At 55.5% G+C, this 17,393-nt stretch carries 12 protein-coding genes and 1 riboswitch; of the genes, 11 read left to right on the forward strand and 1 reads right to left on the reverse strand.

Features of this window, described 5'->3' with window-relative positions; all coding sequences use genetic code 11:
- Nucleotides 1–16 precede the first annotated feature (16 nt).
- A complete protein-coding gene (gene rpoC / locus QVO43_RS03180; protein ID WP_022487152.1) occupies nucleotides 17–4,066 on the forward strand; it encodes a DNA-directed RNA polymerase subunit beta' in 4,050 nt (1,349 codons plus the stop codon).
- 82 nt (nucleotides 4,067–4,148) lie between these two features.
- On the opposite strand, the gene QVO43_RS03185 is transcribed toward rpoC, so the two are convergent.
- Nucleotides 4,149–4,646, reverse strand: a complete 498-nt coding sequence (locus QVO43_RS03185; RefSeq protein WP_288174435.1) for a hypothetical protein — start codon at nucleotides 4,644–4,646, stop codon at nucleotides 4,149–4,151.
- Between the two features lie 366 nt (nucleotides 4,647–5,012).
- On the opposite strand from QVO43_RS03185, the gene QVO43_RS03190 reads away from it, so the two are divergent.
- The 10 genes from QVO43_RS03190 to ribB form a co-directional block, all read left to right on the forward strand.
- Nucleotides 5,013–6,557, forward strand: coding sequence for an AbgT family transporter (locus QVO43_RS03190; RefSeq protein ID WP_022487154.1), 1,545 nt, complete (start codon nucleotides 5,013–5,015; stop codon nucleotides 6,555–6,557).
- Between the two features lie 559 nt (nucleotides 6,558–7,116).
- On the forward strand, nucleotides 7,117–8,661 hold the full coding sequence (locus tag QVO43_RS03195) for an AbgT family transporter (RefSeq protein ID WP_022487155.1): 1,545 nt from the start codon (nucleotides 7,117–7,119) through the stop codon (nucleotides 8,659–8,661).
- A 351-nt stretch (nucleotides 8,662–9,012) separates the two neighbouring features.
- Entirely contained in the window at nucleotides 9,013–9,849 is an 837-nt protein-coding gene (locus tag QVO43_RS03200; protein WP_022487156.1) for an energy-coupling factor transporter ATPase, read from the forward strand.
- Entirely contained in the window at nucleotides 9,834–10,697 is an 864-nt protein-coding gene (locus QVO43_RS03205; protein ID WP_022487157.1) for an energy-coupling factor transporter ATPase, read from the forward strand. Before QVO43_RS03200 ends, QVO43_RS03205 begins: the two co-directional genes overlap by 16 nt.
- A complete protein-coding gene (locus QVO43_RS03210) occupies nucleotides 10,691–11,497 on the forward strand; it encodes an energy-coupling factor transporter transmembrane component T family protein (RefSeq protein ID WP_022487158.1) in 807 nt (268 codons plus the stop codon). Before QVO43_RS03205 ends, QVO43_RS03210 begins: the two co-directional genes overlap by 7 nt.
- Nucleotides 11,494–12,231, forward strand: coding sequence for a tRNA pseudouridine(38-40) synthase TruA (gene truA, locus QVO43_RS03215; protein WP_022487159.1), 738 nt, complete (start codon nucleotides 11,494–11,496; stop codon nucleotides 12,229–12,231). Before QVO43_RS03210 ends, truA begins: the two co-directional genes overlap by 4 nt.
- Nucleotides 12,232–12,393: 162 nt before the next feature.
- Nucleotides 12,394–14,325 (forward strand): TonB-dependent receptor plug domain-containing protein, encoded by a 1,932-nt coding sequence (locus QVO43_RS03220; protein WP_022487160.1) that lies wholly within the window; start codon nucleotides 12,394–12,396, stop codon nucleotides 14,323–14,325.
- 196 nt (nucleotides 14,326–14,521) lie between these two features.
- A riboswitch (FMN riboswitch) is annotated at nucleotides 14,522–14,634 on the forward strand.
- Between the two features lie 62 nt (nucleotides 14,635–14,696).
- Nucleotides 14,697–15,812 carry a bifunctional diaminohydroxyphosphoribosylaminopyrimidine deaminase/5-amino-6-(5-phosphoribosylamino)uracil reductase RibD gene (gene ribD / locus QVO43_RS03225; protein ID WP_423776545.1) on the forward strand — a complete coding sequence of 372 codons (1,116 nt, stop codon included), beginning with the start codon at nucleotides 14,697–14,699 and terminating at the stop codon, nucleotides 15,810–15,812.
- A 4-nt stretch (nucleotides 15,813–15,816) separates the two neighbouring features.
- The gene (locus QVO43_RS03230; RefSeq protein WP_022487162.1) at nucleotides 15,817–16,455 is read left to right on the forward strand and encodes a riboflavin synthase; all 639 of its coding nucleotides are present in this window, start codon (nucleotides 15,817–15,819) and stop codon (nucleotides 16,453–16,455) included.
- Between the two features lie 12 nt (nucleotides 16,456–16,467).
- A partial coding sequence (ribB, locus tag QVO43_RS03235; protein WP_288174442.1) for a 3,4-dihydroxy-2-butanone-4-phosphate synthase occupies nucleotides 16,468–17,393 on the forward strand: 926 nt, incomplete at its 3' end.

Below are 17,393 nucleotides of genomic sequence, written 5' to 3' on the forward strand. Positions count from 1 at the left end.
GAAGGAGTGAGTGCTCTTGTTGGACGTAAATAAATTTCATTCTATGAGAATCGGTCTGGCCTCTCCGGAGAAGATCAGAGCCTGGTCCCACGGGGAAGTGACCAAACCGGAAACCATCAACTATAGAACCCTGAAACCGGAACGGGACGGCCTGTTCTGTGAACGGATCTTTGGGCCCACCAAAGACTGGGAATGCCACTGCGGCAAGTACAAACGCATCCGCTACAAGGGTGTGGTCTGCGACAAATGCGGCGTGGAAGTCACCCGTTCCAAGGTCCGCCGTGACCGGATGGGGTCCATCGAACTGGCCGCTCCTGTCTCTCACATCTGGTACTTCAAAGGGATTCCCTGCCGGATGGGCGCCATCCTGGACATCGGCCAGAGAGCTCTGGAAAAAGTCCTGTACTTTGCCAGCTACATCGTCCTGGATCCAGGGGATACCAACCTGACCAAGAAACAGCTGCTCACCGAAGCGGAATACCAGGAAAAACTGGATGAATACGGTCCTACTTTCCGGGTGGGCATGGGCGCAGAAGCCATCAAGGAACTGCTCCATGAAATCAACGTGGAAGAACTGACCAAGGAACTGCGGGCAGCTCTGAAGACGGAAACCAGCCTCCAGAAAAGACGGAACATCGTCCGCCGTCTGGACGTGTGTGAAGCCTTCCTGAAGAGCGGCAACAAGCCGGAATGGATGATCATGGATGTAATCCCGGTCATTCCTCCCGACCTGCGCCCCATGGTCCAGCTGGACGGCGGCCGGTTCGCCACCAGTGACCTGAACGACCTGTACCGCCGGGTGATCAACCGGAACAACCGTCTGAAACGGCTCCAGGAACTCCAGGCTCCGGACATCATCGTCCGGAACGAAAAACGGATGCTCCAGGAAGCCGTGGATGCCCTCATCGACAACGGCCGTCGGGGCCGTGCCGTAACGGGCCCTGGCACCCGTCCTCTGAAATCCCTGTCCGATATGCTGAAAGGGAAACAGGGCCGGTTCCGTCAGAACCTGCTGGGGAAACGGGTTGACTATTCCGGCCGTAGCGTAATTGTGGTAGGGCCTGAAATGAAAATGCACCAGTGCGGTCTGCCGAAAGAAATGGCACTGGAACTGTTCAAGCCCTTTGTAATGAAGCGCCTGGTGGAAACCGGCGCCGCCACCAACATCAAGAGCGCCAAACGGATGGTGGAACGGGCCACCAACGCTGTATGGGATGTACTGGAAGACGTGATCAAAGAACATCCTGTACTGCTGAACCGTGCCCCGACCCTGCACAGACTGGGCATCCAGGCTTTCGAACCGATCCTGTCCGAAGGCCGGGCCATCAAGCTGCATCCTCTGGTCTGCACTCCTTACAACGCCGACTTCGACGGGGACCAGATGGCTGTCCATCTGCCTCTGTCTGCGGAAGCCCAGGCTGAAGCCCGGGTGCTGATGATGTCCGTCAACAACATCCTGGCACCCAAAGACGGGAAACCCATTACCGTTCCTACCCAGGATATGGTACTGGGGGCCTACTACTTGACCATCTTCAAGGATGGAGCCAAAGGGGAAGGCCGCCGGTTCATCAGCTTCGACGAAGCCCGTCTGGCTTACTTCAACCATGTGATCGACCTCCAGGCCCGGATCAAGGTGAAGGTTCCCAATGCGGAAATCTTCCCGGAACCCTCCGACAAGGGCGAAAGCCTGGTTACCACCTCCATGGGCAACATCATCTACAACTCTGAACTGCCTGTGGAAATGCGGTATTACTCCAAACAGGAAGACGGCACCTGGCTCCTGGGCAAACTGATCGACAAGAAGGAACTGGGCCGTCTGGTTGCCAAGGCCCACAAGCTGTACGGCAACTTCGGTACCGCCCGGGTACTGGATATCGTCAAGAAACTGGGCTATGACAACGCCTGCAAATCCGGCCTGTCCATTGCCGCTTCCGATATCAAGATCCCGAAAGAAAAAGCTTCCATCCTGGCTGCTGCTGAAAAGCAGGTAGACAAAGTGGAAACCATCTTCAACCGCGGTCTCATGAGCGATGACGAACGGTACCGCAAGGTTATCGCCATCTGGGACAAGGCTACCGAAGACGTGGCCAATGCCCTGATGAAACACACCATGGACCCCTTCAACCCTGTATATATGATGGCCAACTCCGGTGCCCGTGGTAACGTGCAGCAGATCCGTCAGCTGGCCGGCATGCGCGGTCTGATGGCTGACCCTTCCGGCCGGATCATCGACCGACCCATCAAATCCAACTTCCGTGAAGGCCTGACCATTCTGGAATACTTCATTTCTTCCCACGGCGCCCGGAAAGGTCTGACCGATACCGCACTGCGTACCGCAGACTCCGGTTATCTGACCCGCCGTCTGGTAGACGTGGCCCAGGATGTTATCGTCCGGGAAGACGACTGCGACGTAACGGGTATGAACCTGGTCCGGGAACGGGCGCGGTTCTGCAAGGCTGTCCTGGGTTCCAGCCAGCACAAGCTGAAGGATTACGTGATCGGCCGCACCCTGGCTGCCGGCGTCATGAATCCGGAAGATGACTCCCTGCTGGCGGAAGCCGACACGGTGGTCACCGAAGAAGTCTACGACCGTCTCATGGCCGCCCATATTCTGGAAATCAGCCTGTATCCGGCTGATGAGGAAAGCGGCGAAGAACCGGAAACCGTGGCCATCAATGTGCCGGAAGAAAAGGTGAAAGCCGCCTTCCGGGAACACATGACCCATCATTTCCTGGACAAACAGGTGGAAGAAGACATCCTCAACGAAAAGGACGAAGTCCTGGCCAAAGCCGGAGACAAGTTCACCGCTGACGTGATCGAAAAGATCCTGGCTGACGGGACTGTAAAGGAACTGAAGATCCGGAACAACGAAGTGGACGGCGTCTATGTGGAAGCCATCACTTCCGGGAAGAACAAGAGCACGGTTCTGGAATCTCTCCGTGACCGTCTGGTGGGTCGTACCCTGGCGGAAGACATTGCTGACAAAGACGGCAAGGTCATTTACCACATCAACGACTACATCACCGAAGATATGGCTGATGTGATTGCTGATCTCCGGGAAAAAGTCAAGATCCGTTCCGTACTGACCTGCAAATCCCACTTCGGGGTGTGCCGTGCCTGCTATGGCCGGAACCTGGCTACCGCCAAGAAGGTGGAAGTGGGCGAAGCCGTCGGCACCATCGCTGCCCAGGCCATTGGCGAACCGGGTACTCAGCTGACCATGAGAACTTTCCACACCGGCGGTGTTGCCGGTGCTGACGATATCACCCAGGGTCTTCCCCGTGTAGAAGAACTGTTCGAAGCACGGAAACCGAAACACCCTGGCATCCTGACCGAAGTGGCCGGGACGGTGGAAATCCAGGAAAAGGACGAAGGCCGTTTCGTGGTGATCCACAAGGAAGACGGTACGGAAGAATCCTACCACATTCCTTACGGCGCCAAGATCCATGTGGCCGAAGGGGACAAAGTGGAAGTGGGCGACCGGCTCACCGAAGGGTCCCTGAACCCCCACGACATCCTGCGGATTTCCGGTCCTGCCGCCACCCGGCATTATCTGGTGCAGCAGGTACTGGGCGTCTACAAGTCCCAGGGCGTGGAAATCAACGACAAGCACGTGGAAGTCATGGTCCGTCAGATGATGCGGAAGTACAAGATCGACGAAGCCGGCGACACCAATATGCTGCCGGGCTCCGTAGTGGATATCGCCCAGTTTGAAGACGAAAACGATGAAGTACTGGCCGAAGGGAAACAGCCGGCTACCGGCCATCCCATCCTGCTGGGGATCACCAAGGCTTCTCTGGCCACCGATTCCTTCCTGTCCGCCGCTTCCTTCCAGGAAACCACCCGGAACCTCACCGATGCCGCCATCAAAGGCAAGGTGGATCCGCTGCTGGGTCTGAAAGAAAACGTCATCATCGGGAAACTGATTCCTGCCGGGACCGGTATGCCCAAGTACCGGAACATCCAGCTGAAGATCCATCGGCCGGCAGAAGCCGCCGAGGAAACTCCCGCTGTGACCGAAGCACCTGCAGCAGACAACACTGCAGAAGCACCGGTGGAAGAATAAATAAAAAATGGGGTGCTGCACATTTCGTGCAGCACCCTATTTTTAGTCGCGACCGGGGGTGTGAATCCTTTCACACCCCCTTTTATTTCATCCCCGCCAGGATCTCCTGGCGCTTTTTTTCTGTGATGGGCTCCAGGTTCCTTGTCCGGATCCACTTTTTCAGTTCCGGCAGGCTCAGGGCGTGGGCCCGGGAGGCTTCGTCCAGCTGGAACACCGGGTCTGCATAATTATCCGCTCCAATGATAAAAGTATGGATGGGTAAAAGGGGACTGTGGGCTGTTTCCAGCGATTTTGTCAGTTTTTCCCGTTCTTTCTCCAGAAGTGGCAGGGGATTGGGAATTTCGGTAATTCCAGAATTGTCTTTCAACTTCCATTGTTCGTCCCGTTCCGAACCTTGTATTCTGTATCCATGATACACTACCCGAAGCAGCAGGATGTCATGGGGAAGGAGGATACAGATGGAATCTGGTGAAAAAGTGAATGAAAAAGGAGAAACTTCAATAAAATCATCCCGAGAGCCAGATTTTACAGCTTTTAACACCCGTTTTCTTCCGCCTGCAAAAGTCCGGTTCTTCTTCATCTTCCGGATCCAAAAATAGAATACCAGGATCCCGGTCAGGAGCACAAGAAAGAAAATCAGGTATTCTTTCAGGGAATGTAGCTTCCATACGGTCATATTGGGGAAAATCTGTATCACAACTTCTTCCATTTTTTCTTTCAATCCTTTCCTGTTACAAAATCATAAGGTAAAACTTGTACAGATTATAACATATGGAAAGTATACACGTCCAGAGGAAAGAAAAACTGGACAAGGGTAGGAAAATAATGGTATTATATAAACAATTCCTTTGGAAAGAATGAGAATGTTTGATATTTTGGCTCCAATGCAGTTTTTGATATACTGCATTCAGCATACAATACTTTCTTTGAAGGGGGTTGTCATTCAATGGTCGCAAAAAACGCAGCAAAACAAACCTGGGTGGACCGTTTCCTGAACACCATCGAAACGGTGTGCAACAAATTGCCGCCGCCCGCCATTCTGTTCGTGGTCTTATTTCTTATTACTGCTGTGATTGGTGCCGGATTGACCAGCACGGGCTTCAGCCTGACCAACCCGGCAACGGGGAAGGCCGTTGTTTCTCAGAATCTGTTTTCCAAGGCAGGGGTCCAGTGGCTGCTGACCAATTTGGTGAAGAACTTCACCGGATTTGCTCCTCTGGGTCTGGTAATCACCATGACCATGGCCATCGGGTTCTGTGAAGAATCCGGGCTGCTGGTGGCCCTCCTGAGACGGTCCCTGAAGAATGTGCCTCCAGGGGTGGTTCCTTATCTGATCGCTTTCCTGGGGACTTGCGGGAACATTGCCTCTGATACGGCGATGATCGTGATTCCCCCTCTGGCCGCCATTGTGTACATCGGGGTCAAGAAACATCCGGTGGTAGGCATGATGGTAGGGTATGCCGGGGCACAGGCCGGGTTCACTGCCAACCTGATGGTGGCCGGGACTGACTCCCTGCTCCAGGGGCTCACCAACCAGGCCATCGATGCGTTCCTGGGCGCTCCTGGGCTGTTTGCAGTGGATGTGACCTGTAACTGGTACTTCCTGTTTGTATCCACCTTCCTCTGCGGTGCTGTCATCGGCTGGGTGTCCATCCACATCATTGAACCCCGGTTCCCTCAATATGAAGGATCCGAAGAAGAAGCGCTGCTGGAAGAAGTGACTCCCCTGGAAATCAAGGGGCTGCACAATGCCGGCCTGGCCTGCCTGCTCTACATCGCCATTGTGATTTTGGGCTTCAAGATGCAGATCCTGTCCAAGGACGGGGTGACCGTAGTGGGATCCCTGATGCTGAAAGGCCTGATCCCTCTGCTGTTCTTCCTGTTCAGCATTGCGGGCATTGTTTATGGGAAGACCACCGGAAAATTCACCACGGTGAAGAGCATCAACTCCGCCATGGTGAAGCAGATGAGCGGCATGGGCGCCTATGTGGTGTTCTGCTTCTTCTGCGGCCAGTTCCAGGGTCTGTTCAACTGGACCAAGCTGGGGACCCTGCTGGCCATCAGCGGGGCCAACTTCCTAAAGGGTGTAGGCTTTACCGGGATTCCCATGTGCATCGCCTTCATCCTGATTTCCGCGTTCGTCAACATCTTCGTGTCTTCCGGCTCTGCCAAATGGGCCATTTTCGCACCGATTTTCGTTCCCATGTTCATGCTGCTGGGCTACCATCCTGGCTTTACCCAGCTGCTGTACCGGTTGGGTGACTCCCCGGGCAACTGCTTCACTCCCATGAGTCCCTACATCTGGATGATTCTCAGTGTGGCCCAGGAAAAATACATGCCGGACTGCGCCATCGGGACCCTGATTTCCAACATGATCCCCATTGCTGTTGTCCTGCAGATTGCCTGGATTATCTTCCTGGTGATCTGGATGACCTTGGGTGTGCCTTTTGGACCGGGCGTGGGCATTGCCCTGCCGGCCGGAGTGCTGTAAGTTTTGTGTGCCGCCTGGCGGCACACGGTCTCGGGTCTCGAGTCTCGGGCCGATGGATAGAACCCGTCCCAAACGGACGGGTTCTTTTTTATTGGGGAATACGGCAGTTGAAAGGAGGGCATCCGAACGATACTTCTCATTGTCAGTGCCAGTAAGGAATCCGGATAGAAAGGGCAGGGACGGTGCAGGCGGATGGGGCTGTTCTGTTTTGGAGATGGGGGAATACACTTTAGTATGGAAAAGAAAGAATCTGCAATTTTCTGTTAAAATCAGCAAACTATGTTCTTGCTGCAGAACCAAGGAGACTGGAACGAATTGGAGTGGAAAGTCGGAACAAAAAATGAAAAATATCCCGAGAATGTCCGTATGAAATGGACTTTTCTTCAGAAAATTATTTTAAATTCAACAATTTTGTCCTGGTTTCTGATATAATATGGGAGAAATCTTGTAATATTCTTGACAATGTCTCTGAATTTCTTTTCAGAGAACATCCGGATCCTTTTGGAAAAAGAAAAATGTTGTCTCTTTCCAGTGGAACCGAAACAAAGGAGGACTCTCAATGGAAACCAAGAACGCAACAAAAAACAGTCTGTTGGACCGCTTCCTGAATACGGTAGAGCGGGTCTGCAACAAACTGCCGCCCCCGGCCATTCTGTTCTGCATCCTGTTTGTAATCACCGCCGTGGTGGGGGCCATCTGCACCCAGGCAGGCTTCGCTCTGGAAAACCCTGCTTCCCACAAAATCGTAACCTCCCAGAACTTCTTCACCCCCGCCGGCATCCAGTGGCTGCTGACTACCCTGGTGAAGAACTTCACCGGATTCGCTCCTTTGGGCCTGGTAATCACCATGACTCTGGCCATCGGATTCTGTGAAGAATCCGGTATGCTGGCGGCTCTCCTCCGCCGGTGCATGAAAGGGGTGCCTCCGTCCCTGGTGCCCTTTATTGTGGCCTTCCTGGGGGTCTGCGGCAACATCGCCTCTGATACGGCCATGGTGGTAATCCCGCCCCTGGCGGCTGTGGCATATATCGGGGTCCGGAAACATCCTGTAGTGGGGATGATGGTGGGCTTTGCCGGTGCGGAAGCCGGTTTCGGGGCCAACCTGATGATTGCCGGCACCGACTCCCTGCTCCAGGGGCTCACCAACCAGGCCATTGACGGGTTCTTCGGCAAGGCCGGGGTCTTTGCGGTGGATGTGACCTGCAACTGGTACTTTATGTTTGCCTCCACCTTCCTGTGCGCTTTTATCATCGCTCTGGTTTCCATCAAGATCGTGGAACCCCGGTTCGGGGTCTATGACGGTCCGGGAGCCGATGAGGAACTGGGAGAAGTGAAGCCCATCGAAGTGAAGGGGCTGAACCGGGCCGCTTTGGTTGTGGTGGCCTACATCCTGGTGCTGGTGGCCGGATTCTTCGCCGGAGTCCTGTCCAAGGACGGGCACACCTTCGTAGGATCCCCTCTGCTGAAAGGGCTGATTCCCCTGCTGTTCGTCATGTTCAGCCTGGCCGGGCTCACTTACGGGTTCACCACCGGGTCCTTCAAGACCATCAAGGATGTAAACAAGGCCATGGTCCATCAGATGAGCGGCATGGGCGCCTTTGTGGTGTTCTGCTTCTTCTGCGGCCAGTTCCAGGCCCTGTTCAGCTGGACCCATCTGGGGACCCTGCTGGCCATCGGTGGGGCTGACTTCCTGAAGAATGTGGGCTTTACGGGCCTGCCCATGTGCGTGCTGTTTGTATTGATTACCAGCCTGGTGAACATCTTCATGTCCTCCGGGTCCGCCAAGTGGGCCATCTTTGCCCCCATCTTCATTCCCATGTTCATGCTGCTGGGGTATCATCCCGGCTTTACCCAGCTGCTGTACCGGTTGGGGGATTCTCCCACCAACTGCTTTACCCCTATGAATCCCTATCTGTGGATGATCCTCAGTGTGGCTCAGGAAAAATACATGCCTAAGGCGGCCATCGGCACCCTGGTGTCCAACCTGATCCCCATTGCCGTCTGCCTGCAGATTGCCTGGATCATCTTCCTGATTGGCTGGATGACCCTGGGGCTGCCCATCGGGCCGGGGGTGGAAATGGCCCTGCCGGCGGGAGTGCTGTAAGAATAGAAAAAATGCTGTACCGTTGATGGGGGCTGTTGCATGCGCAACAGCCCCTTAGTCTGAAGTCTGAAGTCGGAAGTCTCAGGACAGGATCCGTCTGGCTGGACGGATCCTTTTGATTCTGTAAAACCAGAATCGCAATCAATCTGAGAGATTATTTCGTCCAAAGGTTCTACACATTCAAAAAATTTGCCTGCAAATTTAACCTTCGGCTCCAGACTCCAGACTCCAGACTTGAGCCGCTATGCGGCTCTACAGCTAAGGGGGTGTTGCACGGAACGTGCGACACCCCCCTTTATTATTGACTGATTCCGGTAAACAAAGCTATAATTTAACTTTATGGAGGAAGTTATGGAACCGATCATTGAAACGAAAAATCTCACCCATACCTATGTGGATGGGCAAAATCAGGAAATGACCGCGCTCCAGGGTATCGATCTGTCCATTGCCCCCGGCGAATTTGTCGCCATTATCGGGACCAACGGCAGCGGCAAGTCCACCCTGGCCCGTCATTTCAACGGTCTCCTGACCCCTACCAGCGGACATTGTCTGGTGGGCGGTCTGGATACCGCCATAGAAGAAAATCTCTGGCCGGTGCGCCAGACGGTGGGCATGGTGTTCCAGAACCCGGACAACCAGATCGTGGCGGCCATTGTGGAAGAAGATGTGGCCTTCGGGCTGGAAAACATCGGGGTTCCCGGGCCGGAGATCCGTCCCCGGGTGGAACAGGCCCTGGCGGCAGTGGACATGTTGGATTACGCCAAACGGGCCCCTCACAGGCTGTCCGGAGGACAGAAACAGCGGGTGGCCATTGCCGGGGTGCTGGCTCTGGAACCCCGGTGCATCGTTTTTGACGAACCTACCGCCATGCTGGATCCCAAGGGCCGGAAGGAAATCGTCTCCACCGTGCTGAAACTGAACAAAGAGAAGCACATTACCATTGTGTACATCACCCACAAAATGGAGGAGGCCATCCTGGCGGACCGGATCATCGCCATGGAAAAGGGGAAAATCGTCCTGGAAGGGACTCCCAAGGAAGTCTTCACCCAGGTGGACCGGATCCGGGGCCTGGGGCTGGAATGTCCCCTGGCGGCAGAAGTGGCCGATGCCCTGGACAAACAGGGGCACCAGCTGCCGCCCATCATTACCCACAAGGAGTTGTGTGAAGCATTATGTCCATCCAAGTAGACCATATCTCCTATACCTATATGACCCACACCAGCCTGGAAAAGAAAGCCCTGGATGATGTGTCCTTTACCTTGGAAAAAGGGGAATTCGTGGCTCTCATCGGCCACACCGGCAGCGGCAAATCCACCCTGGCGGAACATCTCAACGGGCTGCTCCATCCCATGGCCGGGAAAGTGCTGGTGGACGGGGTGGACCTGGCCGCCAAGACACCGGAAGCCAAAGCCGCCCGGAACCGGGTGGGTATGGTGTTCCAGTATCCGGAGCACCAGCTGTTTGCGGAAACCATTTATGAAGACATTGCCTTCGGTCCCCGGAACCAGGGGAAGACGGAACCGGAAGTGGAAGAAGCCGTCCGCAGCGCCATGGAATTCGTGGACCTGGATTTTGACAGTTTCGCCCAGCGGTCCCCCTTCCAGCTGTCCGGGGGACAGATGCGCCGGGTGGCCATTGCCGGGGTGGTGGCCATGGAACCGGATTACCTGATCATGGACGAACCCAGTGCCGGTCTGGACCCTATCAGCCGGGACAGCATTTTCGGCCAGCTCCGGAAGATTTTCGAAAAACGGAAAATGGGGGTGCTGCTGATCACCCACAGCATGGAAGAAGCAGCCCAGTACGCCAGCAGGCTCCTGGTCATGAGCGACAGCCGGCTCCAGCTGGACGGCCCGGCCCGGGAACTGTTCACCCATGAACGGGAAAAACTGGAAGCTCTTTCCGTGGATGTGCCGGAAAGCGTGAAATTGGCGGAAGAACTCCGGCAGCAGGGACTCCCCATTGAAGGGACGCCCATTACCAAAGCCGAACTGATCCGGGCCATTGTCAAAGCAAAGGGGTGGAAAGCATGCTGACAGACATTACCCTGGGACAGTATTATCCCGGGAATTCCTGTATCCACCGGCTGGATCCCCGGACCAAGATCCTGGCGGTGCTGTTTTACATGGTCATGGTGTTCCTGGCCAATTCGCCCCTTTCCTACGGGATCCTCATCGGGTTCATCGTGGTGGGGGCGGCCCTGGCCAAACTGCCGGCCGGACTCCTGCTCCGGTCCATCAAGCCCTTGTGGATCATCATCCTGCTTACCATGGTGATCCATTTTGTCACGGACCCGGGGGAAGTGCTGTGGCAGTGGAAATTCATCACCATCACCAAAGAAGGGATCGTACTGGGGGTGAAGATGTCCCTGCGGCTGGTGCTGCTGCTCCTGGTGTCTTCCCTGATGACCTTCACCACCTCGCCCATTGTGCTTACTGACGGCATCGAGGCTCTGCTCCGGCCCTTCAAGAAAATCGGGGTGCCCGCCCATGAACTGGCCATGATGATGACCATTGCCCTCCGGTTCATCCCCACCCTGCTGGAAGAGACGGACCGGATCATGAAGGCCCAGATGTCCCGTGGTGCGGACTTTTCTTCCGGGAACATCATGAAGCGGGCCAAAAACATGCTGCCCATCCTGATCCCTCTGTTCATCTCCTCCTTCCGCCGGGCCGACGAACTGGCCCTGGCCATGGAAGCCCGGTGCTACCGGGGCGGAGAAGGCCGGACCCGGATGCATGAACTGGTCTACGGCAAAGGGGATGCTCTCACCGGTCTGGTGATGCTGGGACTCTTTGCCCTGCTGGCCTTCCTGAGATGGGGGCTCCCTGCATGAAGCGGACCATCAAAGCTACGGTAGCCTATGACGGGACCAACTACCAGGGGTTCCAGCGGCAGAAAAACGGGGTGGGGGTCCAGCAGGTGCTGGAAAAGGCCCTGACAGAGGTGCTGAAGGAGCCCATCCTGATCAAGGCTGCCGGCCGGACGGACGCGGGGGTCCATGCCCTGGGCCAGGTGATTTCCTTTGCCACCGAATCCCGGATCCCTCCGGAAAACTACCGCCGGGCCCTGGAGCCCCATCTGCCGCCGGATATTGCCATCCGGGAGGCGGAAGTGGTCCGGGACGATTTCCACGCCCGGTTCGATGCGGTGGACAAAACCTACCAGTACAAAATCTACTATTCCCCCCTGCCGGACCCTACCCAGCGGAACACCACCTGGGAGATCCGGGAGAAACTGGATGTGGAGGCCATGAACCGGGCTGCGGCCCTGCTCCTGGGAAAGCACGACTTTACCTCCTTCAAGAACCAGGGGAGCCAGGATACTTCCCCGGTGCGGACCCTGACAGAAGCCCGGTGGGTCCAGGAGGGGGACCTGTACACCTTTACCATCACCGGGGATGGGTTCCTGTACCGGATGGTCCGGAACATCGTAGGCTGCCTGGTCCGGGTGGGCACGGGAAAATGGGATACAGAAGACTTCGCCAAAGTCCTGGCCGCCAAAAACCGGAAACAGGCCGGCATGGCCGCTCCGCCCCAGGGGCTGTATCTGGTAAGGGTAAGGTATTAGGGGCCGCTGACAGAGGGAGGATGCTGGACGCAATGTACAGAATCCTCCCTCTGCTATAACTTAAACCTATAGCAACCCATAACTTCCCCCTATTGGCGGGAAGTTCTTTTTTACAGTACACTGTTAGGTGAATATTTCGTGAAAAAGAAAGGAAGTTTTAAGATGAAGAAAATTTGGAAACGGAAAGTGACTGGGGCCGTTCTGGCTGCGGTGACGCTGGGGAGTACCGGGGTGGCCTGGGCTGCAGACGCACCGGAAACCGGCAAGGATGAAACCATCGTGATTACCGCCAACCGGCTGAAGAACACCAAGGCAGATACTCCTGCCGATGTAACGGTCATCACCAGCCAGCAGATCACCGACCGGGGCTACCGGACCGTTACCGACGCCCTGGAGGATGTGCCCGGGGCACGGGTGATGCAGAATGGGGTGGGAGCCTATGAATCCCATATTATGCTCAACGGGGATGAACGGGTACTGGTGATGGTAGATGGCCGTCGGTTCAATCACAGCATGGGAACCATGGTCAAATCCACTTTTGATGCCCATACCCTGCCTCCGGTGGATATGATTGAACGGATCGAAGTGGTGAAAGGCGGGGCTTCCACCCTGTACGGGGCCGATGCGGTAGGCGGCGTCATCAACATCATCACCAAGACTCCTGAAGAAACCACTGGAAAAATCCGGGTGGGATACGGTTCCTGGGGCAACCAGGATCTGGGTCTGTCCGTAGGGGGCAAAGTTGACAAGAACGGTATCCAGGTGGCGGCCAGCCGGAACAAGGCTTCCTACTTCAAATACAAGGATACCAACGGGGATACAAAAAAATGGCCGGGACAGTCCAACTATACTCAGGACAACATTTCTCTGAAATTGACCCATGATTTTACGGAAAGCGATGGACTGACCCTGAACTATGACTATTCCATCATGGATGGAAACAATCCTTACAGTGTCAATTCTTACTCTCCTTCTCAGATTGATAAAAAAACCAATAATGTAGGTCTGCGGTATGACTGGAACCGGGATGCCAAGAACAGCGGGTATCTGCAGACCTACCGGAATTATTACAGTTATTTCAACCAGGGTAGCATGGATGAAACGGACTGGGGCATCGAAGGCCAGCAGAACTTCGTCCTGTCTGACACCAATACCCTGGTGGGCGGCCTGGAATACCGGAATGCCAAAGCGCATAGTGAGGGAAATTACAGCGGGAAAAAAGGCTACAATACCAAGGCTGTTTTCCTCCAGGATCAGTGGCAGTTTGCTCCCACCTGGCAGCTGAATACGGGCATCCGGTTTACGGACCACAGCCGCAGCGGCAACCGGACCACCGGCAGTGCCTCCATCAACAAGAAGTTCAGCAAGGACAGCAATGCTTACTTCTCCTGGAATCAGGTGTTCCGGACTCCTACTATCGATGATTTGTACTACGATAAAGATTATGGGATGTATGGCAAGTATGTAGGTAATGAAAACCTGAAGGCAGAAACCGGGAATGTGTATACCTTGGGCTACAACTTCAAGGCGGATTCCAAAACAGATGTGGGTATCAGCGCCTTCTACAGCAATCTCTACAATGCCATTAACTGGAGAAAAGTCCCAGTTTCTCTCTGGGTTTCTGATTCCTATGCAGAAAATATCGAGCGGGAAAAGAAACGGGGGCTGTCTCTGAATGTAACTCACAAGCTGAACAAACTGTGGGATGTGGATGCTTCTTACACCTATGTGAGAGTAACAGGTAAATCAGAAGGGTATATCCGGGATGACAACTACGCACCCAACTACTACCAGGCCGGTGTACGGTATCATGATACCAAATGGAACCTGAACCTCCGGGTACGGGCAGCTAATGGACTCAGCAAGAAAGGGCGGAGCAACAATCTGTACAGTGATGCCGGATTCGGAGAAAACAGGTACCTGACCATGGATTTCATTGCCCGGTACAAATTCAATCAGAGCTGGACCGGCTTTGCCAACTTCTACAACCTGAACAACGCAGCCTACGCGGAACAGGGCGGTGTAATGAACGGACAGGACAACTACCCCATGCCTGGCCGGCGGATCATCGTCGGGGCAGAATATTCGTTCTGACAACAAAAAAGGAAGAGTGCAGAGTGAAGAGTGCAGAGCGGGACGGAAGGAATTAACAGTCCATTGCTGAAATTTGTTTGCAAATTTTCCCTTTGGCTGGAGACGAGAGACTAGTGCAAGAAGGGGGCCACTCTGTGGCCCCCTTCTTGCATTCCCTCCCAAATATGATATAATAATCCCGAAACAACAGCATAAGTTTTGTCTTTGGGGAGGGGTGCGATTCCCTACCGGCGGTAAAGTCCGCGAGCCTTGGCACGAATCGGTGAAATTCCGATACCGACAGTACAGTCTGGATGAGAAAAGACAGGTTCGGAAAAGTATATTTGCCGTGCTATCCTCCCCGGATGGCACGGCTTTATATTTGGCAAATCATGAAAGCGGGTGAAACAGTGACAGACGAAGAATATATGCAGATGGCCCTGGACCTGGCGGAAAAAGCCCGGGGCTGCACCAGTCCCAATCCTCTGGTGGGCTGCGTCATCGTCAACCCGGAAGGGCAGATCGTTGGCAAAGGTTACCACCACAAAGCCGGCCAGCCCCATGCGGAAATCATGGCCATGGCGGATGCCGGGAACCAGGTGGAAGGCTGCACCGCCTATGTGACCCTGGAGCCCTGCTCCCATTACGGCCGTACGGGCCCCTGCTGTGAGGCCCTGATCCGGGCCGGCATCAAAAAAGTGGTGGCGGCGGCGGACGACCCCAACCCGAAAGTGGCCGGACGGGGCTTTGCCCGGCTCCAGGAAGCAGGGGTGGAAGTGGTCCGGGGGGTACTGGCGGACAAAGCCAACCGGCAGAACGAAGTGTTCATGCACTGGATGAAGACGGGCCGTCCTTTTGTGGCCCTGAAATACGCCATGACCCTGGACGGGAAAATCGCCACGGCCTCCGGAGATTCCAAATGGATCTCCAATGAGCAGTCCCGGACTTATGCCCACAAGCTCCGGAGCATCTACGACTGCATCCTGGTGGGAAAGAACACTGTGCTCAACGATGATCCGTCCCTGACCTGTCGGCTGGTGGAAGGAAAGAATCCCCTGCGGATCGTCCTGGACAGCCACTGTCAGCTGCCCATGGACCGGAAGGTGTTCACCGACGGGGAAGCCAGGACCCTCCTGGTCACCTCCCTGAAAGCGGACCGGGACAAAGCGGCAGCCTTCCAGGCCCTGGACCAGGTGACCGTATGGCAGATCCCGGAAAAGAACGGGGCCCTGGATCTGGGCATCCTGCTGGACAGACTGGGACAGCAGGAAAAGACCAGCGTGCTGGTGGAAGGAGGCAGCCAGGTCCATGGTGCCTTCTTTGATGGCAAGCTGGCCCAGCGGGTCTATGCCTTTATCGCTCCCTGCCTGATCGGGGGCAAGCGGAACCTGGGTGCCATCGGGGGCCGGGGGGCCCGGAACATGGACCTGCGGGTGACCCTCCAGGAACCTCAGTACGAAGCCTTCGGCACGGACCTGATGGTCACGGGCCTGTTGGAAAGGAGCTGAGGCCATGTTTACGGGACTCATTGCGGAACTGGGCAAGGTGGAGGACCTGCGCCGGGAACAGAATTCCTACCGGCTCACCATTGCCGCCCAGACCATTCCGCCCCTGCTGAAAATCGGGGAAAGCGTCTGCTGCAACGGGGCCTGCCTGACGGTGACGAAATTCGACAGCCAGCGGTTCACGGTGGACGTAATGCCGGAAACCGCCCGGCGAACCACCATCGGTTCCCTGAAGAAGGGGGACCGGATCAACTTGGAACGGACCCTCCATGTAGGGGACGGACTGGATGGGCACATTGTCAGCGGCCATGTGGACGGGGTGGGAACCATTGTGAAGATCCGCCCGGAAGGCATTGCCAAAGTCACCACCATCAGCTGCAGCCCGGAGCTGCTCCGGGGCATGGTCACTAAGGGATCCATTGCCATCGACGGCATCAGCCTGACCATCACGGAAGTGACGGACACCACGTTTTCCGTTTCCCTGATTCCCCTTACCGTCCAGTTCACCACCCTGGGCTTCAAAAAGACCGGAGACCAGGTGAACCTGGAAACGGACATTTTGGGGAAATATGTGGAACGGATGCTGGAAACCAGAAAAACCGGGGGACTTACCAAGGAAACCCTTTTCGAAAATGGATTTTTTTAAGGAGTGAAAACCATGGATAAAAAATTTCAGTTTGATTCCATCGAACAGGCCATTGCGGACATCCGTGCCGGCAAAATGGTCCTGGTCACCGACGACCCCGACCGGGAAAACGAAGGGGATCTGATCATGAGTGCGGAGTATGTGACTCCCGACGACATCAACTTCATGGCCACCCATGCCAAGGGCCTGATCTGCATGCCCTGTGACGGGGCCATCCTGGACCGGCTCCAGATGGAACCCATGGTGGCCAACAACACGGACAACCATGAAACCGCCTTTACCGTATCCATCGACCACAAGGACACCACCACCGGGATCTCTGCCGTGGAACGGGCCTACACCATCAAAAAATGCGCCGACGAAAGTGCCAAACCGGAAGACTTCCGGCGGCCGGGACATGTATTCCCCCTCCGCAGCCGGGAAGGCGGGGTGCTCCGGCGTACGGGCCATACGGAAACCACCACGGACCTGTGCCGTCTGGCAGGGCTGAAACCGGTGGGCATCTGCTGTGAAATCATGAGCGATGACGGCACCATGGCCCGGACTCCGGAACTGATGGAATTTGCCAAGAAGTTCAATCTGACCTTCATCACCGTGGCGGATCTGATCGCCTACCGGAAAAAGACGGAAAAAATGGTCCACCGGATCGCCAATGTGGCCCTGCCCAGCAAATACGGTACCTTCCGGGCCATCGGCTATGAAAACGACCTGGATGACAAATGCCATGTGGCCATCATCAAAGGGGATGTGGCCGGCAAAAAGAATGTGCTGGTCAGGGTCCATTCCGAATGCCTGACCGGGGACGCCCTGGGATCTCTCCGCTGCGACTGCGGGGACCAGCTGGCCACCAGCCTGAAGATGATCGAAAAGGAAGGCTGCGGGGTAGTGCTGTACATGCAGCAGGAAGGCCGGGGCATCGGCCTGGCCAACAAGCTCCG

It is taken from the genome of Acidaminococcus sp. CAG:542, assembly GCF_000437815.1.
Classification (GTDB): Bacteria; Bacillota; Negativicutes; order Acidaminococcales; family Acidaminococcaceae; genus Acidaminococcus.